The 25,421-nt window shown below is 56.1% G+C and carries 20 protein-coding genes; 12 read left to right on the top strand and 8 right to left on the bottom strand.

Annotated elements, in window-relative coordinates; translation table 11 throughout:
* Positions 1 to 57 precede the first annotated feature (57 nt).
* The 9 genes from J5M56_RS10135 (at position 58) to J5M56_RS10090 (ending at position 12,330) form a co-directional block, all read left to right on the top strand.
* Positions 58 to 834 (top strand): DeoR family transcriptional regulator, encoded by a 777-nt coding sequence (locus J5M56_RS10135; protein ID WP_207936718.1) that lies wholly within the window; start codon positions 58 to 60, stop codon positions 832 to 834.
* 2 nt (positions 835 to 836) lie between these two features.
* On the top strand, positions 837 to 2,672 hold the full coding sequence (gene glmS, locus J5M56_RS10130; protein ID WP_207936716.1) for a glutamine--fructose-6-phosphate transaminase (isomerizing): 1,836 nt from the start codon (positions 837 to 839) through the stop codon (positions 2,670 to 2,672).
* A 282-nt stretch (positions 2,673 to 2,954) separates the two neighbouring features.
* The gene (locus J5M56_RS10125; RefSeq protein WP_207936714.1) at positions 2,955 to 3,800 is read left to right on the top strand and encodes a TnsA endonuclease N-terminal domain-containing protein; all 846 of its coding nucleotides are present in this window, start codon (positions 2,955 to 2,957) and stop codon (positions 3,798 to 3,800) included.
* Positions 3,797 to 5,962: a Mu transposase C-terminal domain-containing protein gene (locus J5M56_RS10120; RefSeq protein ID WP_207936712.1), complete on the top strand. Its 2,166-nt coding sequence runs from the start codon at positions 3,797 to 3,799 to the stop codon at positions 5,960 to 5,962. The genes J5M56_RS10125 and J5M56_RS10120 overlap by 4 nt, the downstream gene beginning before the upstream one ends.
* Positions 5,959 to 7,422, top strand: a complete 1,464-nt coding sequence (locus J5M56_RS10115) for an ATP-binding protein (protein WP_207936710.1) — start codon at positions 5,959 to 5,961, stop codon at positions 7,420 to 7,422. Before J5M56_RS10120 ends, J5M56_RS10115 begins: the two co-directional genes overlap by 4 nt.
* Before the next feature lie 15 nt (positions 7,423 to 7,437).
* On the top strand, positions 7,438 to 9,120 hold the full coding sequence (locus tag J5M56_RS10110) for a TnsD family Tn7-like transposition protein (protein WP_207936708.1): 1,683 nt from the start codon (positions 7,438 to 7,440) through the stop codon (positions 9,118 to 9,120).
* Positions 9,121 to 9,314: 194 nt separating this feature from the next.
* Positions 9,315 to 9,446: a YHYH domain-containing protein gene (locus tag J5M56_RS27245; RefSeq protein ID WP_207936705.1), complete on the top strand. Its 132-nt coding sequence runs from the start codon at positions 9,315 to 9,317 to the stop codon at positions 9,444 to 9,446.
* 712 nt (positions 9,447 to 10,158) lie between these two features.
* A complete protein-coding gene (locus J5M56_RS10095; protein WP_207936704.1) occupies positions 10,159 to 11,856 on the top strand; it encodes a TnsD family Tn7-like transposition protein in 1,698 nt (565 codons plus the stop codon).
* An 84-nt stretch (positions 11,857 to 11,940) separates the two neighbouring features.
* The gene (locus J5M56_RS10090) at positions 11,941 to 12,330 is read left to right on the top strand and encodes an antitoxin Xre-like helix-turn-helix domain-containing protein (protein WP_207936703.1); all 390 of its coding nucleotides are present in this window, start codon (positions 11,941 to 11,943) and stop codon (positions 12,328 to 12,330) included.
* 155 nt (positions 12,331 to 12,485) lie between these two features.
* Here the strand turns inward: J5M56_RS10090 and J5M56_RS10085 are convergent, their stop codons facing one another.
* From J5M56_RS10085 to J5M56_RS10065, 5 genes are all read right to left on the bottom strand, one after another.
* Positions 12,486 to 13,259, bottom strand: a complete 774-nt coding sequence (locus J5M56_RS10085; RefSeq protein ID WP_243430662.1) for an amino acid ABC transporter ATP-binding protein — start codon at positions 13,257 to 13,259, stop codon at positions 12,486 to 12,488.
* Between the two features lie 2 nt (positions 13,260 to 13,261).
* Positions 13,262 to 13,936, bottom strand: a complete 675-nt coding sequence (locus tag J5M56_RS10080; RefSeq protein ID WP_207936702.1) for an amino acid ABC transporter permease — start codon at positions 13,934 to 13,936, stop codon at positions 13,262 to 13,264.
* A 5-nt stretch (positions 13,937 to 13,941) separates the two neighbouring features.
* Positions 13,942 to 14,781 (bottom strand): transporter substrate-binding domain-containing protein, encoded by an 840-nt coding sequence (locus J5M56_RS10075; RefSeq protein WP_207936701.1) that lies wholly within the window; start codon positions 14,779 to 14,781, stop codon positions 13,942 to 13,944.
* Positions 14,782 to 14,943: 162 nt separating this feature from the next.
* A complete protein-coding gene (locus tag J5M56_RS10070; RefSeq protein ID WP_207936700.1) occupies positions 14,944 to 16,191 on the bottom strand; it encodes an FAD-dependent oxidoreductase in 1,248 nt (415 codons plus the stop codon).
* A gap of 34 nt (positions 16,192 to 16,225) precedes the next feature.
* On the bottom strand, positions 16,226 to 16,924 hold the full coding sequence (locus J5M56_RS10065; protein ID WP_207936699.1) for an aspartate/glutamate racemase family protein: 699 nt from the start codon (positions 16,922 to 16,924) through the stop codon (positions 16,226 to 16,228).
* A gap of 277 nt (positions 16,925 to 17,201) precedes the next feature.
* Between J5M56_RS10065 and J5M56_RS10060 the strand changes: the two genes are divergently transcribed.
* On the top strand, positions 17,202 to 18,911 hold the full coding sequence (locus J5M56_RS10060) for a thiamine pyrophosphate-binding protein (protein WP_207936697.1): 1,710 nt from the start codon (positions 17,202 to 17,204) through the stop codon (positions 18,909 to 18,911).
* Positions 18,912 to 19,023: 112 nt separating this feature from the next.
* The gene (locus J5M56_RS10055) at positions 19,024 to 20,334 is read left to right on the top strand and encodes an OprD family porin (protein WP_207936695.1); all 1,311 of its coding nucleotides are present in this window, start codon (positions 19,024 to 19,026) and stop codon (positions 20,332 to 20,334) included.
* 37 nt (positions 20,335 to 20,371) lie between these two features.
* Here the strand turns inward: J5M56_RS10055 and J5M56_RS10050 are convergent, their stop codons facing one another.
* Both J5M56_RS10050 and J5M56_RS10045 read right to left on the bottom strand, forming a co-directional pair.
* A complete protein-coding gene (locus J5M56_RS10050) occupies positions 20,372 to 21,295 on the bottom strand; it encodes a LysR substrate-binding domain-containing protein (protein ID WP_207936693.1) in 924 nt (307 codons plus the stop codon).
* Between the two features lie 73 nt (positions 21,296 to 21,368).
* The gene (locus J5M56_RS10045) at positions 21,369 to 22,367 is read right to left on the bottom strand and encodes a GlxA family transcriptional regulator (RefSeq protein WP_207936691.1); all 999 of its coding nucleotides are present in this window, start codon (positions 22,365 to 22,367) and stop codon (positions 21,369 to 21,371) included.
* 156 nt (positions 22,368 to 22,523) lie between these two features.
* On the opposite strand from J5M56_RS10045, the gene J5M56_RS10040 reads away from it, so the two are divergent.
* Positions 22,524 to 23,576 (top strand): N,N-dimethylformamidase beta subunit family domain-containing protein, encoded by a 1,053-nt coding sequence (locus tag J5M56_RS10040; protein ID WP_207936689.1) that lies wholly within the window; start codon positions 22,524 to 22,526, stop codon positions 23,574 to 23,576.
* Between the two features lie 903 nt (positions 23,577 to 24,479).
* On the opposite strand, the gene J5M56_RS10035 is transcribed toward J5M56_RS10040, so the two are convergent.
* On the bottom strand, positions 24,480 to 25,385 hold the full coding sequence (locus J5M56_RS10035) for a LysR family transcriptional regulator (protein WP_207936687.1): 906 nt from the start codon (positions 25,383 to 25,385) through the stop codon (positions 24,480 to 24,482).
* Positions 25,386 to 25,421: the final 36 nt, after the last annotated feature.

Raw genomic sequence — 25,421 nt, 5'->3', positions numbered from 1 at the left:
CCACGATCTTAGGTTTTGATTGCGATCATTATCTTTCGAATCGAAACTTAAGCGCTCATGTCGAAACGTAACACTCCTCAGCGTCGTCACAATATCCTTGCCTTGCTCAACGAACAGGGTGAGGTGAGTGTGGATGCTCTGGCACGGCGATTCGAAACTTCTGAAGTGACCATCCGCAAAGACCTCGCGGCCTTGGAGGCCAATGGCCTGCTGCTTCGCCGTTACGGTGGAGCCGTTCCCGTACCCCAGGAGATGCTCGTGGAAACCGCCCAACCGGTGTCGGCTTACAAAAAAGCCATCGCCCGCGCAGCGGTCGCCCGAATTCGCGAACACGCCCGCATCATCATCGACAGCGGTAGCACCACCGCCGCCATGATTCCTGAACTGGGACGTCAACCCGGCTTGGTGGTGATGACCAACTCGTTGAACGTCGCCCGCGCCATCAGCGAACTGGAGCACGAGCCGGTGCTGCTGATGACCGGCGGCACCTGGGACCCGCATTCAGAATCGTTTCAGGGCCAGGTCGCAGAGCAGGTACTGCGCTCCTACGATTTCGACCAGCTGTTCATTGGTGCCGATGGCATCGACCTGCAGCGAGGTACTACCACGTTCAACGAGCTGCTCGGCTTGAGCCGAGTGATGGCGGAAGTTGCCCGTGAAGTGATCGTGATGGTTGAGTCCGATAAGGTCGGGCGCAAAATCCCCAACCTCGAGCTGCCTTGGGGCAGCGTGCATACCCTTATTACAGACGAACGCCTGCCCGCAGCGGCGCGTGAACGAATTCAAGCTCGCGGCATCAACCTGATCTGCGCCGCGATCAGCCAGGAGCAATAACTATGTGTGGAATCGTTGGGGCCGTAGCCGAGCGCAACATCACAGCCATTCTCATCGAAGGCCTCAAGCGTCTTGAGTACCGCGGGTACGACAGTGCCGGCTTGGCCGTGTATACCAAGCAGGGCGAGCTGCAGCGCCGCCGCCGCATCGGCAAAGTCGCTGAATTGGAAGCCGCGGTAGCTGCCGAGCCGCTCAATGGCCAGCTGGGTATCGCCCACACCCGCTGGGCTACTCATGGCGCACCGACCGAGGGTAATGCTCACCCGCATTTCTCCAACAGTGAAGTGGCGGTTGTCCATAACGGCATCATCGAAAATCACGAAGAGCTACGCGAAGAGCTCAAAGCGCTGGGCTATGTGTTCAGCTCGCAGACCGATACCGAGGTCATCGTTCACCTGATCCACCACACGCTCAAGAGCAACCCGGACATCGCCGAGGCCCTAAAAGCTGCGGTCAAGCGCCTGCATGGCGCCTACGGCCTGGCCCTGATCAGCATCAAGCAACCTGATCGCCTGGTGGCCGCACGCAGTGGCAGCCCGCTGGTGATCGGCCTAGGCCATGGGGAAAACTTCCTCGCGTCCGACCAATTGGCCCTGCGCCAGGTCACCGACCGCTTCATGTATCTGGAGGAGGGCGATATCGCCGAGATCCGCCGCGACCAGGTGAAGATCTGGGACCAGAGCGGCTTGCCGGTACAACGTGAGACCGTGCAGTACCACGAAGGCGCCGAAGCCGCCGACAAGGGCGCATACCGCCACTTCATGCTCAAAGAAATCCACGAGCAGCCAACCGTGGTGCAGCGCACGCTCGAAGGCCGCCTGGGCAAGGACCACGTGATGGTTCAGGCTTTCGGCCCGCAGGCCGAGCAGCTGTTCGCCAAGGTTCGCAACGTGCAGATCGTCGCCTGTGGTACCAGCTACCATGCAGGCATGGTTGCTCGTTACTGGCTCGAAAGCCTGGCCGGTATCCCATGCCAAGTTGAAGTGGCTAGCGAGTTCCGCTACCGCAAGGTGGTGGTGCAGCCTGATACCCTGTTCGTCTCCATCTCCCAGTCCGGCGAAACCGCCGACACCCTGGCCGCCCTGCGCAATGCCAAGGAACTGGGTTTCCTCGGTAGCCTGGCGATCTGCAACGTGGGTATCAGCTCGCTGGTTCGCGAGTCGGACCTCACCCTGCTGACCCTGGCCGGCCCGGAAATCGGCGTGGCCTCGACCAAGGCATTCACCACTCAGCTGGTCTCGCTGATGCTGCTGACCCTGGCCCTTGGCCAAGTGCGTGGCACCCTCGAAGCTGGCGTAGAAGCTGGGCTGGTGGAAGAACTCCGCCGCCTGCCTGCGCGCCTGGGCGAAGCCTTGGCCATGGACAGCACCGTAGAGAAAACCGCCGAGCTGTTCGCCGACAAGCACCACACCCTGTTCCTCGGCCGTGGCGCGCAATACCCGGTGGCCATGGAGGGTGCGCTGAAGCTCAAGGAAATCTCTTACATCCATGCTGAAGCCTACCCAGCAGGCGAGCTCAAGCACGGCCCGCTGGCGCTTGTGGATAACGACATGCCAGTGGTCACTGTGGCGCCGAACAACGAGCTGCTGGAAAAGTTAAAGTCCAACCTGCAGGAAGTGCGTGCCCGTGGTGGCGAGTTGGTGGTGTTCGCGGATGAGAACGCCGGGATGAGTAATGGCGAAGGCACCCATGTGATCAAAGTGCCGCACATCGTCGATGAACTGGCGCCGATTCTTTACACCATTCCGCTGCAGTTGCTTTCGTACTATGTTGCGGTGCTCAAAGGGACCGATGTTGACCAGCCGCGTAACTTGGCGAAGTCGGTGACGGTGGAGTAGGGCGCATAATGTTCAGGATCAATTTGGCTGCGCGGATTAAAGATTGACACATAAGGTTAAAGTTTGACACAAGCTATTAAAGTTTGACACAACGCGCAAACCCCCGTATTTACGGGGGTTTGCCGTTTCTGGGCAAAGCCGTTGGTCCGGAGGCGCCGCTTTGCTTGGCTGCGAGAGTAGTCTGGAAGTCCCTTCGACGATGCCGCCGAATGGAGCATATTTTCCTATGACTATTTTTTGAGTATCAGGTGAAGCACTCCGGTTGGACTGAGGAGGTAGGAGTTGCGCGGTCGTAGGTTTGCGTCAAAGCAGGATATTGAACGGCACGCTGCCAACGGATTTGGATCCGGCGCCGGAGTTGGTTACGTGCCTTGGTTACGTGTCCAGGATGTCCCTTCGATGGGGCGCTCCCACAAAATTCCAGGCGTTAAAATCGAGCGCATACATCATCTTTTGTCCGATCTCGAACGAGCCTACCTCTTGGTCTGCGAGTTTTCTGAAGATGTAGTGGACATCCGGGAGCAATACCCGTTGCTGCCTGAGGAGAGGACTCAAGCCATCGCAAAGGCGATTGGCGTCCGTTATCCCAGATACAAATCTACTGCCCTGCCGCTGGTAATGACGACAGACTTCTTACTGACCGTTAGGCAGCCAAACGGAGACTTTAAGTCCGTAGCTAGGACAATTAAGTATCAGCAAGACCTTAATTCGCTTCGGACACTGGAAAAATTAGAAATCGAGAGACGATTCTGGATGAGCCAGGGAGTGGACTGGGCCATTATTACTGAGGAAATGTTTACGCCGGACCTGATTAAAAATCTTGGACTTCTCAGGCGGTATGCGAAACTTCCCCGTGCGCTAACGAGTTCGGCACTTCATGCTGACTTCCTTGAGCTTCTAGAATCTAGCAAAGCTTACCCATGGGCCACGTCTGAATGTCTAAGAAGAATTGCTACACGGTTAGGAATAGCCTATGGCGATGCTAGGGATATTTTCTTCAACCTGATCTGGCGCAAAGTAATTCTGATTGATTTAAGTAAGGCCCCCTTGCATCTCAAGTCGCCGCTGCCTGATTTCAAGGTTGTTTGCTCTTCTGACCTGAACACATTAGGTGAGAGATCGTTATGAGTATTTCTATCAATGACGTATTCGAACCCGTCACAGAAAATTCGGTGCTTACTACCTTAGCCAGGGTCCTTCATATAGATGAAGAGCACGACGCAGCTATCGTGATAGATCTGGTCGAGCCAGCAAGAAAGCCCTACCCATTGGGGCTTGATGAACTCAAGCTCTCGCTGGAGACCGGCGACACCAAGTCCGTCGTTACGGGCGTTCCCGAATTTCTCCTAGTCCTGGAATGTGATCTCGATGAAAGCACCAAGCGCGATAGAGATGAAAAGTGGGCGGTGATTGCGCCGCTTCTGGACCGAGCCTATCCAGGACAGATTTTTGTTCGTGGTGAGATGGGGCGCCTCGTTGGAGTCCGAGCAGCTGAGCTAGGCATGCAGCGAAAGACTATTTATCGGCTTTTGTATAGGTACTGGTTTTATGGCCAGGTGAAAAATGCACTCCTGAAAAACTATTCAGCGGTGGGTGTTGCGAACAGGAATTACACGCAGGATAGAAGACCCGGTCCTAAACCAAAGTTTCAAGGAGAGCTGGTCTCGCCTTCCAAGTTGCTAAGTGTCGTCGATAAGCGGTGTATTCGGGTTGGTTACGCACTTTATGTTAACGATAAGGCGCCCTCGATCCGTATCGCTTATGAAAAGATGCTTAAGAGATTCTACTCCGTAAAAGACCTTTCTAAAAACGCAGCAAATCCTATTCGCTTACTGCCAGATTCGGAAATACCCAATTACAATCAGTTCGATTACTGGGGCAAGATATTTTTTGACGAAATCGAGACTGATCGCGGGCGTAAGGGTTTGACGAAGTGGCTCAAGGATTGTCGTCCGCTATCCGGCACCGTTCGCGATTGGCTCCGGGGCCCTTGTCACCAATTCGAGATTGACGCAACGATTGCTGACATCTACTTGGTCAACAGTTATTCCCGGCGGATGCTGATTGGCAGGCCTGTGGTCTACATCGTTGTGGACAGCTACTCGGGGATGATTGTTGGCCTGTATGTTGGTCTAGAGGGGCCGAGCTGGAATGGTGCGCGGCAGGCATTGTTCAACGCATTCACCTCCAAGGTGGATTTTTGCGCTCAGAACGGCGTCGCTATCACTTCTGAGGATTGGGACTGTCATCACCTGCCGCAGAACATTTACGCCGATCGAGGTGAGATGTTGTCTTTGGCAGCGGAAGGACTGGCAACTGGTTTGGGCATCGAGATGGGCACGGCGCCTCCGTACCGTCCAGATTGGAAGCCCATGGTCGAAAGCCGGTTCGGGATCCTCAATGATTTAACCGGTGTCAGGTGGTTACCGGGCGGTGTGGCCGCACGGGATAAGGAGCGGGGCGAGCGAGATTATCGACTCGACGCCACTTTAAACCTAAAGGAGTTTACCCAGATCGTCATCGAGTGCGTCTTGCACTACAACCGTTATCATCGACAGCCTGAACGTCTTACCCAAGCGATGATGCAGGATGGCGTCGAACCTACCCCGATGGGCATATGGTCGTGGGCCTCGGAGAATGATCTGATCCAGCCCAACAACCGGCCTGACGATTTAATCTATCTCCATCTGTTGCCTCGCGAACGAGCCACGGTGCAGAAAGGCGGCGTGATGTTCCGCGGGATGCACTATGTATGTGAGTTTGCGATCCAAGAAAACTGGTTTGCCAAAGCTCGCCGCAATGGCGTGTGGTCGATTGATTGCCGGTTCGATCCGAACTCTGCCGCTCATATCTGGATCCAGGGTGAGAACAAGCAGTTTCTGCGCTGCGATCTTCGACAGTCGGATGCGAAGTACGCCGGTTATCGCTGCGACGAGATCTACGATCTACTGGAAGCGTATCGGCAAACGCCACCCGCTCATAAACGTGCGGAGCTGGAAAGCCGTGTAGGCTTGGTCGACACCGTGGAGCACATCATCAGCACCGCCAGGGCCGAGCGCAAGCTTGAGCCTCCTGCGAGTAGCAAGTCTGAAGCGGTGGCCAACATCCGCGAGAACCGTTCTGAGGAGCGCCAGCGGGAGCGTGAAAACGCCACTGTCCCAGAGGGTGTTCGAGCAGAGCCCCAACCCGCAGTGGAAGCCCCGACCATTGCACACGACTCGTATGCTGGCCCCCGCAGCGCGCAGGTCATCGATCTGCTCAGAAGACGTCGTCCGGGACAGAGCAAATGAAAGGCGCACGAATTTTCGCGAGCTACTCCAAGCAGACTATATCTGAATATTCGGGAAACCCGTTGATCGAGGCCTTGCCGCCAATCCTCTCGGAAGCGGCGGCGATCGAGTTGATATCGAATTATCCCCAGCCAGTAACGCCTGAAGAGCTTGAGCTCGACGGAGCCACACGCATTCACTGTATTGAGCGACTGAAGACTGTCGTACAGCCGTTCCTGCTGCATTTGGAACTGGAGTCCATGTTCTCCCTACTGGTTCGCCGCGGATACGTTGGACGCAATCCAACCTCACCTGACACGGTCAGGCACCTGCATTCGTTGTCGGGGGCCCAGCGATATCATGACTCTTTCAAATCGACGGCCGACTCCTTCAGCGTTGTAGGTCTGAGTGGTATTGGTAAGTCCACAGCGCTCCACGCCATTCTGAGCCTCTACCCGCAGACGATTCGACATGAGCGCTATGAGGACAACCAATTTATCCACACCCAGATCACTTGGCTCAAATTGGATTGCCCGCGCGATGGATCGCTGGCTGGGTTTTGCCAGCAGTTTTTCCACGCCGTCGGGCAAGCGCTCGGCGACCAGGATTATCACAAGCGCCACCGGCACCGGAATATCAACGATGCGCTGCAGCAGATGGAGCAGGTAGCCAGTACTTTCTTCATTGGCGCCTTGCTTATAGATGAGCTGCAAAACCTCCACCTAGCAAAAACAGGAGGTAAGGAAAGCATGCTGAACTTCTTCCTCCACCTTGTGAATAACATCGGCATCCCCGTTGTGTTCATCGGCACGAATTCGATGATCAGTTTGTTTTCGGACGTCATGCGTGTTGCCCGACGCAGTGGGAGTACCGTCGAATTCAAACGGTTCGAAAAGGATGATGAGGAGTGGCAGTTCCTGGTTGAAAACCTCTGGAGCTATCAGTGGTGTAAGCAGACGACTGAACTGACCCCTGAAATCTTCGACGCGTTGTACGAGCACACCCAAGGCGTAACAGACTTCTTGGTGAAACTGCTCGTGCTGAGCCAGCGCTATGCCATTCAAAGTGGTTCCGAATGCCTAACTGCCGAAGCGATCATCAAGGTGAGCAATGCCAAGATGCAAATCCTCAAGCCAGCGCTTTCAGCTCTGCGCAGCCGGGATCCTGCTCGTATGCGCCAGTTCGATGACTTACTTCCCATCGAGGATCAGTTGATCGACATGATGTCGTTTGATGGGCTCTCAAGAGCTGACCGGCTTGCCCTCCTCCGAGGAGTGACGTCGCCAACGAAGCCTGCGGCCTCACCTTCATCTGCTGCTCCAAGTACACCCGCAGCTTCCGCTGCACCTGCAGTTGTTGCTGTGGAGGCATCGCAAGCGAAGGCACTGAATGAGATGCCTGACACCATAGCAGCGCTCAAGTCAGCGGGTTGGATAACCATGGATCTCTTTGAGTTTTCGCCGGCTTACCACAAACCATGATTCGAAGGTGGCGAAATGGAGCTGAAATTCCATTTCTTCCCAACGGCTTTTCCCGACGAGACACTTCACAGTGTCCTCTCCCGCTATGCCCGGCTTTGCGGCGGAAGTAGTGGCAAAGCAGCGTTCATTGGGGAGAGAGCTGCTGCCTCGTTCACCCAGAACGTAGCGTTTCCAAGTCGATTGGGTGATTTGGTCGAGGCACTCCCTTGTGGCGGCTGCTTCTCGGTGTCTCAAATCATCGCGCGTCATACTCTGCTGCCTTACTACGCACCCTTCCTCACCATCAATCAGTTGCAGTTTGCTCAAGCCTCGATGGCTGGGGATAGCAAAAGACTGATGGTCAAGTTGGGCGTCAATGCCAGCCGAATCGAGTGGGCTTCGAGAGCCCGGTTCTGTTCTGAGTGCCTTGAAGAAGACATCCGCCGAGTTGGTGCCGCCTACTGGCACCGAGCTCACCAGCTTCCTGGTGTGTTGGTATGTCCCCATCATGGCACTCTTCTGAAAGTTGTGGACCCTAGTTGGAGCAGCCGCAATTCACGTCAGCTCAATCTTCCTGACGATGACGGCGTGCAAGCCCATGCGATCCAGCTCGATGCTTCCGAGGAGACCCTACCACGGCTGCGGCAGATAGCATTGAGTTCACAGCGGCTGCTGGGCCTGCAGCCTTGTTCTCTTCAAGCTGATGTAGTGCGCGATAACCTTCTGCAAGGCGCTGCATACCTGGATCTCACGACTGGTGCAGCGCATCGGTTAGACTTGCGGCGTTTGGGTACGCACATGGTCAGCTTTTTCAAAGCGCTCCCGGTCGCCTGGGAGTACTCGATTCTTCGCGATTGCTCAGCAGTTTTTCCTGCGACCTGGGTCACCAAGCTGCTTCGTCGACCAAGAGGCACCCACCATCCACTCAAGTACGTCGTTCTGGCCTGCGCTTTGGAGGTAGACCTGACGCGCATCCCCTGTATCGAGAAGCCATCAGAGCTTGCTCGTGAGCGACCATCACCATTTGTTGCCTGGCCTTCCCAAGCGATACGATCTCAGCCCGTAGTCGAGGGATTGGATGGCTTGCCGGCAGAGATTCGGAAGCTGGCTCTTGCGGGGAGCGAAGCACGGCAGATCGCCGATGCAGTGGGTGTATCTCAGGTTTATGTGTACCGGGTCATTCGCGCAGTAAAACTTGGCCCTAACACATGGAGAGAAGCGAGATTGCTGAGGCAACGCCGGCAGCGCCGGACATCCTTTGAGGATGAGTATCGGCATCTGCCAGCACACCAATGCCGGGATTACGCGTGGCTGTATCGATGTGACCGCGCATGGCTTTCGGATTGCATAGCTAAAAACGGAAATCTCCATGCAAGGCGGCCGGACAGCACTGACAGATTCACCGCAATTGACGCGAAACTTGCCGAGCAGGTCTGGTGTTGTGCACAACGGCTTCGTGCTTTACCAGGAAGGCCTGTCTGGATCTCGCGGACAAGAGTTGGGCGAGATCTGCATGTCCAAGCTCGCTTCGAGAAACAGCTCTCAAAGCTGCCCCTTTGCCGGATAGCGTTGGACCAAGCTTGTGAGTCCGTCGGGCAATTTCGCGCTCGGCGCCTGTTATGGGCCGAGGCGAAGCTGTTGGATGAGCAGAGAAACTTTACTCGATCGGCGCTGTACCGTACTGCTTGCATCAGGCCAGAGATGATTCGTGAGGAATAATAGTGGTCTGTTTTTTGGAAGCACCCTTATCGTCAGATCAGGGTCGAAGGCGACAGCCACGAGCCGCCGCTTCCGATTTAGAGCGGTAATCCTTTTCATCGGCTTCGCCGCCATTACGATTGTTATCAGGATGCTCTTGGTCATATGATTGATGAGGCAATTTGCCACTACAACACTGAACATGGAGTAGCCTGATGAAAATCATTTCCCTCGTGATCGCCGCAGTCCTGTCGTTCTCCTCGGTTGTTGCCTTCGCACACAGCGGCGGTACCGACTCCAAGGGTTGTCACACCAATCACAAAACGGGCGAGCGCCACTGCCACTAAGGCAGACCGCAGGTCCTTCAGCGCTGATGTTCTTGACCCTGAGGATGCCAGCCATAGAGGTAAAGCCAGCAGCCAAAGCAAGTTGCGAATATCCAGCAACGCCACCAAGTGGCCGGGGTAGAACCAATAACTCCACTGTGTGACAGGTAAGACTTTGAACGGCAATGGAGCCCAGAACAGCGCCAAACCGAGCAGAGGCGCCAGGGCGGCGGTCGACAGTGTGAGGATGGCGAACGGCTCTAGTTGCGCTGCTTGCTCGAACAGGCCAGTTCGAGAATTGGCAGCAGCACAGAGTGCGACGGGCAGTAACGCGAACAGTTCGGGGGGCTTGATCGCGAGCACCAGAGCTGTCGGCACGAACACTCCATAAAAGCCGAACATCAACGGCTCGCTCAGCAAATAGGCAGCAAAATCGCCCTGCCAGCCTTCTTGTTCGTTTCTACAGGCGTACTTTTGCGAAAGGTGTGAGGGTATCTTGGAATGGTGGATTCCCGTGTCCCCCCCGTAGTTACTGATGTATACGTGATTTGTATAGGATAGATACTGACCTGGATATAGCTTGCAAATGTGTCAAAGTGTTAGTGGTAATTGAAGTCGTGCTTTGTGTAAATTTTCAAAAGTCCTGACCCCGATACAGGATTTCGTGTGTTACAAGTATGCCGATCACTGGATGTGCGTCCTTTCCGAGCCCTACCTTGTAAGTCGGTAACCGATGTCTGATCTACTATTTTTTCCCATGTCGATGCCTGACGAGATGCTGCACTCTCGTATCACGCGCTACCACTTCCTTTCAGGTAACAGAACCGTAGGGGAGACCTTTCGCGATCTGTTTGGCTCGAATCCCTTCAACGTCGGTATGCTCCCGAAGAAGATTGAGGTGCTTGCTGCCAGGCTTCCAGGTGTCACAGCAAGCAATCTTGACGAGCTGATCTGCGCCAACACTACCTTTCCCGCTTACCGACCATTTTTGGGGATCAGTGAAAGGGCGGAAGGGCCTTCGACAGGTTACAGCTTCACTGGAGTAGCCCGAATTCCCCGCAGGGAGGGGACGGTCCACTGCAAGGCAAAACTCTGTCCAACCTGCGTTCAGCAGGACCTTCTCGAATTGGGTTATGCGTACTGGCATCGCTCGCATCACTTGCCTGGTGTGTCCGTCTGTTGGCGTCACGGTGACCTGTTGATGCAAGCATGCCCGCGATGCTCTCACCCGTTCTTCAGAAAGAATCGGATGCTACCGAGCCTTTCTGAGCCGTGTGTATGCGGTTGGAGCACGCTAACTCTTGCGTCGGTGAGTCAGGGTACTCAGCTTGAAAAGAAATTTGCCCAATTCGCAAACGAATTGCTACAGCGCAATTTACCGCCGATGAGTAGTGATGCTTTGTGTTCCAGCTATTTACGACAATGCAAAAAACGGGGCTTCATACACGGAAGGTTTGCTGGAACAGCAAAACTGTTCGACAGCATTCGTGATACATATGGCGATCAAACCTTGTCGCAGATGTGCAGCGCCTACGCCGCGGGAAAACATGAACAATGGATAAGGTTTACTTCCCACAATGGGCAAATGGACATGCCTCTTGCACGGCATATGATTATCGCGCTGCACTTATTCGGTAGTGTTGATGCGTTTGAAAGTGCCTTGAAGAAAGAAAGCGTACTTCAGAGTATTGCAGGTGCTAGGCTGCGCGGGTTGCAAGGTAAACCACTCGTGGGCAAAGAGGCCCAGTTCCGTCAAAAAATTGAAACCCTCCTGGCGGTTCGGGCGGACATCAACTTGGAGTATCTCTGGCAGAATGCCTATAAAGCGACACGGTGGCTTTACGAGAACGACAAGTCGTGGCTGATGGCGAAGCTCAGCAAGCCAAAGCCCGCGCCTATTGAGGTTGAAAGCGCCACTGACCCTCGTGACGAAGAGTTTGCTGCCATCTTGATTAAGGGGGCTGAGAAGATGTATCGGATTTCGAGAGGACAGAAGCGAGTCAACATTACCAATTTACAAAATCTACTCCCTATCAATCTGCCGAGGCATTGCGCAACCCGTAAGCGCAAATTCCCCCTAGCTCTAGAGCAGGTTGATCTTCTCTTGGAATCGGTCTGGCACTTCCGGTTGAGGAGATTGATTTGTGCTATTGACGATATGGTTAGACTTAACCTTCCGATTAACACTGGCAGCCTTCATGTGGTTTCCAGCGTTGCAAACCCGGTATTTCACGTATTAGTGAGCTTCTTCGAATGGGATTTGGAGGGCTTCGCAAAAAATGGCGTAGAGCCGGAAGCCCTACTCAGATCCACTGGCGTATCACGAGATTGGCAGGGACCTCCCGGCTTCAACGTTGTTCTTGGTGGAAACGCTTACTACCGCAATAGGCCATCGAGCGGTTTTTGGGAAAACGCCAATGATTTGGAGTGATCTAGTCCGGTACAAGGACGGCGGTAGCTTTGATCACCCGCTTGCTCAGCGGTAAGCCCATTAAAAAGCGTAGGAGTTGAAATCATGATCAACAGACAGCGCCTCAGCGGTGAGCAGTGTTCGGTTGGCTTGAAGGTCGCGCTTCGAATCATCAATGCCTGGCGAGCAACACCGGCGCAGGCTTGCAGCATCCTACGAATCTCTCAATCGACCTATCGCCGCGCTGCGCGGGGTCAGGAATGTGGACAAAGACTGGATTTGGATCAGCAGCAGCGGATTGGCCTGGTGATAGGTATCCACGGATTCTTGAGAGCTGCGTTCAGCAACCAGGATAATGTGAAGGGCTTTCCAGGGTTCAAGAATGCCAATCCATTCTTTGAGGGGCGCACGCCTCTGGAGATCATGGCCCAAGGAGACCTGATCTCTCTGTACGGTAAGCGGCCAGCCAACAAACCTTCAGAATCCCAGCATTAAGGGCGATGGTGTCCACCTAAAAATACGTGGACACCATCGCCCTTATCGCAAGGATCTCCGAGCACTTAGAGAAAGCCGCACTCACTGGGGTATGGGTCACGCAGGAGTAGTACCCCAGTGAAAGTGCTTCCAGATTTACGTGAATACTTCAAGGATCAAGCGTTGTTACCGTAAAAGTGGCTTAGGAAGCTACGCGTAGCATCACACTTGGGATTATCGATGACGATCGAGGGTGGCCCAGCTTCCACCACAACGCCATCTCTCATGAAAACGACTTTATCTGCCACTTCCCGGGCAAAGGCAATTTCATGGGTGACGAGAATCATGGTCATGCCCTCGCTGGCGAGGGATTTCATGACGCCCAGTACTTCTCCCACCAGTTCAGGGTCCAGCGCGGACGTGGCTTCGTCGAACAGCATCACGGCCGGCTCCATGGCCAGCGCCCGGGCGATCGCAACCCGTTGTTTCTGGCCGCCCGACAGCATGTCCGGGTAATAATCCGCGCGGTCGGCCAGGCCGACTTTGCCCAGCAGTTTCAAGGCCAGGGCCTCGGCTTGAGCCTTGGGCATCTTCTTGACAGTCACGGGCCCTTCCATGACGTTCCGCAGAACGCTCATGTGCGGGAACAGGTTGAACTGCTGAAAGACCATGCCGGTATTGGCACGGAACTGTGCAAGCGCTTTGTCCTTGGGCAACTTCGAGTGTTTGCCGTTGGTAAAGGTCATGGTGTTGTCGTTGATCTGGATCGAGCCGCCATCCGGTACGGTGAGCAGGTTCAGGCAGCGAAGCAGGGTGGACTTCCCGGAGCCGGATGGCCCCAGGAGCGCGACGACTTCCGCCTTGTTGACCTCCAGGGAAACATCCTTGAGCACCGACAGTTGGCCGAAGGATTTCTTCAGGTTATTGATGCTGATGATCGGCGAAGTCATGTTCAAGCTCCTGCAGTGCGGGTCAAGCGGGTTTCAAGGCGCTTGGACAGCATGGTGGCCGGAAGAAGGATGATGAAGTAGATGACAGCGATCGCAGAGTAGATCTCAAGCGGGCGGTAAGAGTCGTGGGCAATGATCTGCCCCTGATACAGCAGGTCGGGCAGCGCCAGAACCGACAGCAACGAGGTGTTCTTCAGCTGCATGATCGACTGGTTGACCAATGGCGGTACCATCCGTTTGAGTGCCTGCGGCAGCACCACCCGCCGCATGACCTGACCGCGCCGCATGCCCAGGGCCTTGGCCGCCTCGGTCTGCCCCTCATCCACCGAGATGATGCCACCGCGGAAAATCTCGGAGTAGAACGCGCCACCGTAGAGCGACAGGCACAAGATGGCGGCCGTCGTGGCCGAGATCTGGATGCCGGTCAGTACCGGCAGTGCATAGTAGAACCACACCAACTGAACCAGCACCGGCGTGCAGCGGAAGACTTCCACGTAGGCCCGGAACGGGGCGCACACCCAGAGGCTGTTGGACAGGCGTGGTAGAGCGGTCAATACACCGATCAGCATGCCCAGGACAACGCAGATCAGGGTGAAGAGCAGGGTGTAGCCGATCCCTGTCAGCAACAGCGAGCTGTAGGTGGAGAGGAAGGTGAAATCCCAGATATACGAAGGCATGACGACTACTCGAACTTGACCGAAGCGGGGAAGGACTCAGGCGCGACACCTGCCAGTTTCTGCATGTTGGCCAGCACCACCTGCCTGACGTCGCCGCTTTTCTGTTCTTTTGCCAGCCAGCGGTTCACCACGTTGGTGAATCCAGTATCGGTTTCCTTCTGCATGCCGATGGTGACGGGGGCCGCCAACACGGGTTCTGGCACCTGGATGGTGCCGATGTCAGGGACTTTTTTCAGCAGCGGTTGTGCCAGCAGCACCACCAGTACCTGGCAGTCCACACGCCCGGACTGCAGCGCCATGGTGGCTGCACTGGTGCTTTCCAGTCGCGAGATGCTGGCCTTGGGCAGCATGCTGGTCACGAAGTTGTCCATGGACGAGCCGACATCGACGGAAATCTTGGCGTCCGGCGCATTGAACTGCTCCCAGGTTTTCTCCGGGTAACCTTTCTTGCACACCATGGTGTAGGTGTTCTGGAAGATCGGGTTCGAGAAATTGACCATTTCCCGGCGGGCGGGGGTTGCGGCCATGCCGAACATGACGTCGATCTTGTTGGCCTGCAGGTCCAGTACGGCATTGCCCCAGGTGGTTTCGACGTACTGGACCTTCACGCCCATCTCGTCAGCGAGGTTCTTGGCGAAATCCGGCCCGAAGCCTGACCACTCGCCCGTGACCAGGTTCTTGTTGAAGTAGGGGATGGCGCCGTTGACCGTGCCAACTCTCAAGGTCTTGGTCCGCTCCACCCGGGCCAGAGACGTTTCGGTTTCGGCAAAGGCCGGACTGGCGCTGCCGAACAGGATCAAGGCGGCGCCCAGCATCGCACTGAAAGATTGGAATTGAAGCTTCATTTGCTGACCCTCGGTTGTTTGGATGATTTATTTTCGAGGCAGTTACAGGGTTATCGCACCCTCTGTTGTTGTGACTTCGCTCCCTGCGAACGTTTCGTTTTCTCTGGGTGCCCTTTGATGACAAACGTTGTTTTCGGTGGGGCATGCGCCTGCACGGGGCGCTCAATAGAATCGTTCGACAGCGTAATCGTCGCAGCCTGCACTGTCAGCCTTGCCCATCATCAACGCCACCAGTAACTGCGCGGTTTTCGGCGCCGATGCAAGGCCAATGTGGCCATGGCCGAATGCGTAGAAAATATGCGCTGACGCGCGGGACCTGGAGATCACCGGGAGCCCATCGGCTACCGAGGGGCGCTTGCCCATCCAACGTGTCATCCGCGCCGGGTCGAACACCGTGTCCTGGATGGCGGAATAAGTCGTGGCCGCGTGCTGCAACAGGATGTCGCTGCGTCGCCAGTCGGGCGCCGCCGCCTCATCGGCCAGCTCGACCTGGCCGGAAAAGCGCAGCCCGGCATTGGTCGAGGTGTTGGCCATGCGGCCGTCACTGGGCATGACCGGTATCGGTAGCTCGAAACCGGGGTCCTTGATCACGATGTTGTAGCCCCGCTCACTGCGCATCGGTATGTCATCGCCGAGCATTTTGCACAACTCGCCCGAGCCAATGCCGCAGGCAATCACAATGTTGTCTGCCGACAGTATCCGGCCAGCGACTGTCAGTTGCCCCTTGGCGTCGATATGGCTCACGCTGCCACTGATGAAGTCGGCACCCAGGCTGATGGCGTGTTCGACCAGGCCGCGCACGTAGTCGCCAGGGTTCAAGCAATGAGCTCCATCCTCGACCCATGCGCCAAAGCGGTATTTCCCTGCCAGTTGCGGCACTTTTTCCTGGATCTTCTGCTGGTCCCATTCCTGCCAGCGTACGCCATTGATACGGCGTAGCCGCCAGGCCAGGCTCTCGGCGTCGAATGCCGCCTTGTCCGGGTACACATACAGCAGGCCGTTGCGGCATATCAGGTGATCAAGCCCCGCTTCGCGGGCCAGCGCCGCATGCCGGTCGGGCGCGTCGCGCAGCAGCCGGTTGAGCGATCTGGCGGTCTGCTCCACCTTGGACAGGGTCGAGCCGGCGCGGGTAAAGCGCCACAGCCAGGGGGCCAGGCCGGGCAAGGATGACAGCCTGATGGTCAGTGGGCCGCTTTTGTCCATCAGGTAGCCCGGTACCTTTTTCCATAGCCCAGGTGTGGACATTGGCACGATGGAGGCAGGGCTCAGCCAGGCGCCATTGCCATGGCTGGCGGCCTGTTCTGCACCGGGTGTACCGGCATCGATGAGGGTGACTCGGGCTCCGCTTTTAAGAAGCTCGATCGCTGTACAGGCACCGACGATGCCGGCGCCCAACACCATAACGTTCATATCAGATTCCAGATGGGCAAGGTACAGGGCGCGTTCAGCGTGCGTTGTGCAACTGCAGGTCGGGCATTACGCTGGCCAGCGCGGAGAAAATGTCGTACACCGGCAGGCCAAAGCGTTTTTCCACCGCGTTACGATAAGGTGGCAAGTTGGTGCATTCGAATACGATGGCCTTGCTCGATGGGTAGGTGTCGAGCACAGTGGCGACACTGTTCAGTACATCGAGCTCGGCCAATTGCGTATTCAATGCTGGGCGATCATGTTTGATGACGGGGTACAATTCTTGCCCGCCTTCAATGCCTTGAATAACGACATTGTTTGACCAGAATCGACCGAAATGTTGTTTGGATAATATACGCCCATCGTAAGTAATTACCGGCAGGGTGGTATGCCAGCCATACTGCTTGACCAATGTCGGAATCAAGTTGAGTGCGGAAGATACAAACGGCACGGCAATCGCCTGTTCCAGCTCCTCATGAATTGCGCAGGCGAAACCGCAGGAGGTGGTGATCACATTGCATCCGCGCTCGATGAGTGTTTGTGCCCCCTCGATGAAGCCTTGAACGACGTGCGGGGCGATGGTCTGGCGGCTGACCACCGTGCCGGGCGTGGCAGATGGCACCGTCAGGAATTCAACCGGGACGGTGAACGAACCCGGGTGCCCGATATCGCCTAGGGGCCGCGGAAAACGGGTGTTCAGCATGAGTACGCCGAGTTTGTATGCAGGCTTCGACACACACGACTCCTTGAATGATTCGCCGGACGGGCTGGGCGCGGTCCGAGCAACGCTTTTCAGCATCTTGGCGAACGCTGTGGGGCAGGGCAAGCGAGTATAAGTTGCTTGCTCATTACTTTTAGTCAGGGCGTCGCCGGCATGAGGAAAAGTCAGCGACGCACAACTTTTATCCGCTTGTTTGCCAATTTTTATTGCTGCGTAATGTTTTCGTCATTCACTTGTCTGTGTCTCGGTGTTGTTTCCGGGGCATGCCCGTATTTAGCGAGGACCCTGTTTCATGACGGAAAAAAGTGCCCCGAATGCAACCATGAGCGGCGGCGATGCGTTGGTGCGCATGTTGCAACTGCAAGGGGTTGAACACATATTTGGCGTTACCGGCGATACCAGCCTGCCGTTTTATGATGCCCTTTATCGGTTGGATCACGGTATTACTCATGTGCTGGCCAGGGATGAGCGCTGTGCCAGTTACATGGCATATGTTTATGCCAAGTTGACTGGCAAAGTAGGCGTTTGCGAAGGGCCCAGTGGTGCCGGCGCGACCTACATGCTGCCAGGGATCGCCGAGGCCAACGGTTCATCGGTGTGTGTGCTGGGTATCAACTCGGACATCCCGGTGGCCGGGCGTGACAAGTTCGTGCTGACCGAACTGGACATGAAAGCGTTGTTCAAGCCAGTTACCAAGTGGAACGCGGTGATCGAAACCCCGGCGCGGCTGCCCAAGGTGTTGCGCACGGCCTTTCTGGAAATGACCAGTGGCGCACCGGGCGCTGCACACATCGCAGTGCCCTACGATGTGATGAAGGGTGAACTGGATGCGAGCGAGGTCTATGCCTATGCCCAGTTCAACCACTTCCCGGCCGTGCGCCCCGGCGCCGACCCGCAAACTGTGCGCGACACTGTCCAGGCCCTGCGCAGTGCCCGGCGCCCCGTGTTCGTCTGCGGTGGTGGCGTTGTCCTGGCTGATGCCTGCGAGGTGCTGGAGCAAGTCAGTGCCCGCCTGGGCGTTGCCATTGCCACCTCGATCAGTGGCCAGGGGGCCGTATCGGACCGCAACCCCTTTGCTGTCGGTGTGGCCGGTACCAATGGCTCAACCCCTGAGGCCCGCGCCTTCATGGCCGGCTGTGACCTGGTGGTGTTCATCGGCACCCGCGCAGGTTCGGTGGTTACGGAGAAGTGGTGCAATCCACGAATCGGCGAAAAAGTCATTGGCCATATCGACATCGACGCCCATGTCATAGGCAGCAACTACGAAACCCGTTTCCCGCTGATGGGCGATGCCCGCACCATCCTTGGCCAGTTGCTGGAAGAGGCCTTGCGAGGCGATCAGGTTCAGCGCGATGACCTGCTCGATGCCGTGGCAACGGTGAAGGCTGCGCGCAAGGCCGCCTTGGAACGACCGATTCGTTCCGCAACCGACAAGGTCGAGCCGGAAATCGTGGTCCGGGCGTTGAAGGCCGCATTGCCGGACGACGCCGTGCTGGTGATCGACCCCGGCACGCCCACCCCATTCCTGTCGGCCTACCTGGATACCGAAGTGGCAGGCAACAACATTGTCTACAACCGCTTCCACGGTGGCCTGGGCTTCTCCTTGCCCGGCGTAGTCGGGGCCTACTACGCGCGCCCCGAACAGAAGTGCGTTGCCGTCATGGGCGATGGCAGTTTCGGCTTCTCGTCCAGCGAGCTGGAAACCATCAGCCGCCTGGGTATCCCGGTCACCCTCATCGTGCTTAGTAACAGCAACTACGGCTGGATCAAGGCCGGGCAGTTCGCCAGCTACGGCGAGCGCTACTTCTCCGTGGATTTCAGCCCCTCCAACAGCGCGCGCATTGCCGAGGCCCACGGCATTCGGGCCTGGAGCGTTGGCGAAGACGAAGACGTTCAAGCCGCGATCGAACAAGCCCTGCACTTCAATGGCCCGAGCCTGGTGGAGGTCCGCGTCAGGGAGCTCCACGAAACACAGGCCCCAGTCAGTGCCTGGATGGGCTGAGCCTGTTACCCGGCGGGCCCGGCGCAGACCAGGCCCGGCCGACCTTGAGTCAAAACCAACAATAACCAGGCATTCCTTCACACATCTGCCAACCCACAGGTCGGGAACCCGAATGAAAACTACTTATGCAGTCACCGTGCTGGCGCTGCTTCCCTGGCTGGCCCAGGCCGAGCCATCTGCACAATCACAGGCCAAGGGCTTCGTCGAAGACTCGAGCCTCGACGCCCTCTACCGCAACTTCTACTTCCATCGCAACTTCGTCAACCGGCCTGCCGGCACGCAGAACTATGCGGAGGAGTGGGCCCATGCGTTGATGCTGAACTACCGCTCCGGCTACACCACCGGCACCGTCGGTTTTGGGGTCGACTTGCAGGAGTATCTGGCGCAAAACCTCGATGGTGGCCCGGGACGGGTTGGTTCCGGGTTGATGCCGGTGGGCAGCGACGGGCATCCGCAGGCGTTCCAGCAGCGTTTCAACCCGGTGGTCAAGATGCGAATTTCCAACACGGTGCTGAAATACGGCAGCCAGCAACCTGACAATCCGGTCTTCAACTATTCGGACAGCCGTTTGCTGCCCCAGAGCTATACCGGCTTCTCCTTGCAGAGCAACGAACTCAAGCAAGTGATGCTGGATGCGGGCTATTTCACCAGCGGCAGTTCGCGGGTGGATCAGGGCCATGACAGCGCAATCGGTCTGACTTTCACCAACAGCAACGCCAGCATCGATGCCCGCTCGGCGCGCTATGCCGGTATCGTCTACAAACCGGTGAATGAGCTGTCTTTGCTGGCATACGGATCGGAGCTCGAAGACATCTGGCACCAGTACTATGTGGGGGCCACCTACGCCACGCCAATCGGTAACGGCCTGGCCTGGGACACCACCTTCAACCTGTACCGAACCCTGAGCAGTGGTGCCGAAAAAGCCGGGTCAATTTCCAACACCACCTGGAGCCTGGCCAGCGGGCTTAAATTTGGTGCTCATCGCATTGGCCTGGCGTTCCAGCAAGTACAGGGTGACGAGGCGTTCGACCACCAGGGCACCCCTGGCCAATATGGCCGTCTGTGGTTGGCGAACTCGGTGCAGTATTCGGACTTCAACGGGCCCAACGAAAAGTCGGCACAACTGCGCTATGACTATGACTTTGCGGCACAGGGTATTCCGGGCTTGAGCCTGATGGCGCGTTACGTGCGGGGCTGGGATATCGATGGCACCAAGGCCAACAGCTTCTACGCCAACCGCTATGGCGACGATGTGAAGCATTGGGAGCGCGACATCGACCTGAAGTATGTGGTGCAGAGCGGCACTGCCAAGGGGCTGTCGATGCAAGTGCGCTATGCCACCGCCCGTGGCTCGAATGCCAATGCACTGAGCGACCTGAACGAGTTGCGCGTGATTACCTCGTATCCGCTGAAGATTTTCTGAGTGCAGCCGGCGAAGGGTGCCTGGCACCCTTCGTTCATTACGCCTCGCGCATCAAGGCCTGCATGAAGGACGTATCCTTGCGCGCCTGCTGGATCAGCCAGTCACGAAAGTCTAGTGCGTGCTTCTTGTGCTGCTTGCGCTCGGGGCTGACAACCCAGTACGAATCGCTTGAACGTGCTGGTGCCCCGAATGGCAAGTGCAACTCACCTTGCTCCAGTTCCTTTTGCACGTAGTGTATGGGCACCACCGCCAGGCCCAACCCGGCAACTGCTGCACTGATCAGCATTTCACTTTGGGAAAACCTGGCGCCTTGGATCTGACCGGTATGCGCAACCCCCGAAGCCCTGAGCCACTGCAGCCAAAGGCTTGGCCTGCTGGAGTTTTGCAGGGTAGGGATTGTGCAAAAATCCAGATAGTCCAGTTTCTCGTTCAAGGGGATCAGCCTGGGCGCCGCCACGACCACCAACTCTTCGGCAAACAGTTCAAGGGCACGGGCACCCGCCCAGGCGCCGGCACCTCGGGCAATGGCGATGTCGATAGCACTGGTCTGGAAGTCAATTTCATCAGAGATGGGGAAGACGTCAATTGGCACCCCGGGAACCAAGTGAAAGAAGCCTTCAAGGCGGGGTATCAGCCAACGAGACAGAAACGTTGGATTGCCCCCGACCATCAGTGAGAGGTCAGCCTTGCGCCCCCGAACGAGGTCGATGGTCACTTCTTCCAATTGGTTGAGCATCTGGTCGACATCGCGCAAGTACGTCCTGCCTGCGTCGGTCAAGATTAGGCGGGATCCGGCGCGTTGGAAAAGCTCGACACCCAATTGTCGTTCGAGGTTGGAAATTTGCCGGCTGACACCGCTTTGGGTGATTTGCAGGTCCTCTGCTGCACGGGTGAAACTCAGGTGGCGTGCTGCTGCTTCAAATGCTTGCAGGGCAGACAGGGAAGGTAGAAAACGGCGCATGGATGACACCTTTACAGCTCAGTTGTCGTGGACAGGCGTACTTGAGTAGAGAGGATACCCATAACTTGCCAAATTAAGTACGGCTAGAACCCGACCAGTCAGAATGATACGTGGCGCCGCGGTCACCGACCGGCTGTACTCCATACTCCCGCTTGAACGCCCTGGAAAAATCGGAGCTGGAGCTAAACCCGCAGCACACCGAGATGTCCGTGACGCTCATCATGGTCTGCTTCAGAAGCGCCCTTGCCTTTTCAAGGCGCAGCCTTCGGTGGTAGGCCTGAGGGGTACTGTTCAAATGGACACTGAAAAGGCGTCTGACCTCTCGATCTGAGATCTGCTCGACCAAAGCCATCTCTGCAACATCGAGATGACGATCAAGGTTCTGCGACAGAAACTCGAGAATGCGTGTAAGCCTCGGCTGTCTGAGGTTGAGCCGTTCCTGGGGCCCCGACCTCTGTGGGCTGCTAGCCTGCCGTGTGCGCCGGTAAACGAATCCGTCAGCGACCGCTGTAGCAATCGCCGGGCCGTGGGTCTCTTCAATCATGTACAGCATCATGTCCAGCGCTGCCGACGCACCCGCTGCAGAAAAGCGCGTGCGGTCAACCTCGAATATTCCGTTGGATATTTTTACTCTGGGAAATGATTCGGTGAACCCTTCCAGGTTTTCCCAATGGATGGTCGCCCGGTGCCCATCCAGAAGGCCTGCACTGGCCAGTACGTAGGTCCCCGTTTCGACAGCGCCGACCCTGCTACCTTGCCGTGCGAGCTTGCGCAACCACGCAAGTATTGCGGGCGTCATGTACAGGTGCGGGTCCCAACTGCTGCAGACGATGACCATCGAGCTCGCACTGACATCAGCTATCCCACCATCGACATTGATGGACATGCCATTGCTCGAAGTAACCGCGTTGCCGTCATGGGACACGACCTTGATGTCGTAGGCATGCCCTCCAACGATCCAGTTCGCTTCGCGGAGCGGCTCGATGGTCGACGCTAGTGCAATCATCGCGAACTGCTCAAGTAGCAGTACTGTAATCGTGCAAGGCTCTCGACGACTGATATCAACTGCCATCTCTGTGTCCCTCGTAACAGCGTATTTGCCCCTGTATGACATTGAGCAATGTCCGTACCGAAAATGTATAGCGAGCGACCGCAACTGTGGAGTGCGCGCCTCATGAACGCTCAATAATCGGCCCCATTCTGCAATCAACCAGGTTGGCCAGGGCATATGAATTCAAATAACAACACGCGCACGCCACACCGCCGCAGCACTGTGCAAAGCACCTGGCCAAGCGCGACGCTGGAAAATTTCCATGAGGTCCCGGCACGCGACCGCGCTGCTCCCGCTGCCTGGTGCTATACCGATCGACTCTCTTACTTCCCCGGCGAAGTGATACGAATCCACACATGCACCACCCTGCGCCACTACAATTTGCGGATGTACCGTGATGGTGCCGAGCCGATCGAGGTGTATTGCGCAGAGCATCAGCAAGGGATGTATTACGAGACGCCCGAAGACTGCTCTGTTAATGGCTGCAATTGGCCGGTGTCGAATACCTTCGACATTCCCCTGGATACGCGTAGCGGTGGTTACATCCTGCATATCGAGGGCTATGACACCACTCAGCGGATTGAGCACCACTTTCCCATCATCATTAAAGCGCGCCAGCCCTCCGCGCCGAATGCACTGTTGCTGGTCGCCTGCACCGCAACTTGGGTCGCATATAACGACTGGGGCGGATCCAATTACTACGAAGGTACCTGCGGTCCCGACCGTGACCAGCCAAGCCCAATCGTCAGCACGCAGCGGCCTTTCAGCAGAGGCTTTGCCTGGCTACCGGAGGGCGCACCGCGAATTCCGTTGCGCACTCCGCCAAAGATGGGCGCTGCACCGCGTTACCTGCATGCGGAATGGGCTTACGCAAACGGCTTCAGTAAGAAGTACGCCTCCGCTGGCTGGGCAAGTTACGAGCGACACTTCCTTCAATGGGCTGAGCGCCAAAACTACACGGTGGATATGGCCACCCAACATGATTTGCATTCCAACCCAGAACTGCTGAAGAACTACAGCTGCGTGGTACTGGTTGGCCATGATGAATACTGGTCATGGGAGACCCATCGGGTGACACCTTATCAACCCATTCGAAAACAGGTACTCGCAGCACAAGCTCCTCGCACATTTGCTGACGAGCCCAGGGCATCTGGAGATTGGGGGCGGACGACTTTGAGGATTAATGAGCAGACCGCCGATAGGCTGGTCGCTGACTGTGACAAACTTTAATCCGAAAACCGAGTGGGCCTTTTCGCCGGTGCGCTTAGCTGTGTCAAACTATGTTTTGTTTACGTGCAGTGCTCCCGGCGCTGGAAGCCGCGGATTCTGCGGGCCTCTGTGTCAAACTATGTTCCGAGCACCCACAATTGGTTTCCGACAATAAAAGCGGTACCGCCACAATAAAAGCTGTCATGCGCGACCGCGGCCTTCTGTAGGGGACGCGGTCGCGTGAGTCGGCACCACTCAGTTACGTTATCCAAGCAATCTCAGCATGCTCTCCATACCGCGTTTGCGAATTCAGCCTGAAGAGTCAATTCGCTCGTAGCTGGAACGTTCTTTGTTCCTCTGCTGGGACTCATATGCTGTCTACGAAATTCGGAAATTTCAAAATAAGGTTCGATTCTTCAAATCTGAACTGAAAGAAATTTCAGCCTTTCTGGACTGGGGTGGCAGCTATGATTTCGATCGGCTGATTTCCCTTCATGCTTCCCTCGCAGTGAATTACGTTGTTAAAAAATCATAGGACATCAGTTGGCCACAGCAACGGTCACCAGTCATTATGGTGGTAGAAGCCGCTGATCGCTCCACATAAAAACGCTCAGCCGACCTATTTCCTTCGATAAAATAGGTCGATGGCAGTGTATAGTCTTGTCTTGCCGTCTACCTGAAAGTGTCCGAATGACCGAGGGATCGGTGTCCGAATGGTCGTGGAATACGCACTTTTGCTGCATAACTGGATACCTTTGCGCAAGACGTAGTGCGTGTTCGCTTAAGACTCACTGGCATTATTAAGTCAAGCAAATTTTAATTTTTTAGGTATCGATAGATAGCAGCCAGCAGGTTTACATGATGGTTCAATTAAGTCTTTTCCCATGCAGAAAGTTTAAACAACGTATCGACTTATCCATCGTTTCAGTTTGCCGAAATCAACCACTGAAGTATATCTCTTACGAGAAAAGTTTCGTGATAGTTAGATCGTACGATATAACCTCTGTGTGGCCTATGGATTGATGGGCCTAGCGCTATGAGTTTTCCACATTTGATCTGATCTTCAATCAAACCTGCCCAGCCCAGCGCGACGCCTTCACCATCCTGCGCAGCAGTCAGTAAAAGCGGGTAGTTATTGAAGCAGAAAACCGGTGCTTCCTCTGGGGGCGTGATTTTCGCCTGTTGGCACCAGTGGTTCCAATCCAGCCAACGGGAGTCGTCATTGTCTTTGTGCAGCAGGGGTAAGCCCTCTATGCTGGTTATAACTGATCCTTGGACTAGCCCAAGCTTCTCAGCTAACGCTGGACTGCACACCGGAAATACGGTCTCGGGAATCAGCAACTTCTCAAACCGGAAGTCCCCATCTAGAGACCCGAATTGGATTGCAATATCCGCATCCTGGAGCATCGGATCGTCATCCAAATTCACCGGACGAATCTTGAACTGGATCTGTGGGAATTGACCTTGGAGAGCAGGGAGCTTTGGCATTAGCCAGAAGTAACAAAATCCAAAATTGGCGGCTATGGAAATCGTAGGCTTCTGTTTGTTGAAATGGCGGCGCATACGCTTCACCGCAGCTTTGATTTCACTTACTGGAGAGGCGAGGCCGGAGTAGATTTGTTGACCCTCATAGGTGGGGCGCAGCAGCTTCCCATTGCGCTCAAACAGCACGCAGCCGAATGACTCCTCCAGCGTGCGGATCCGCTGAGAAATAGCAGGTTGGGTGGTGCCCAGCTCAGCAGCTGCGGCAGTCATTGAGCCTAAGCGAACCGTGGCCTCAAAGGCGACCAAAGACTTGAGTGGCGGAAGGTCTTGTTCGCTCGGCTCCATAAAGTTTCTGCATACCTCAAATAAGGGGGGTACGGG

The organism is Pseudomonas sp. 51_B (assembly GCF_017491595.1).
Lineage (GTDB): Bacteria > Pseudomonadota > Gammaproteobacteria > Pseudomonadales > Pseudomonadaceae > Aquipseudomonas > Aquipseudomonas promysalinigenes.
This window is presented reverse-complemented; position numbering and strand designations above follow the sequence as displayed.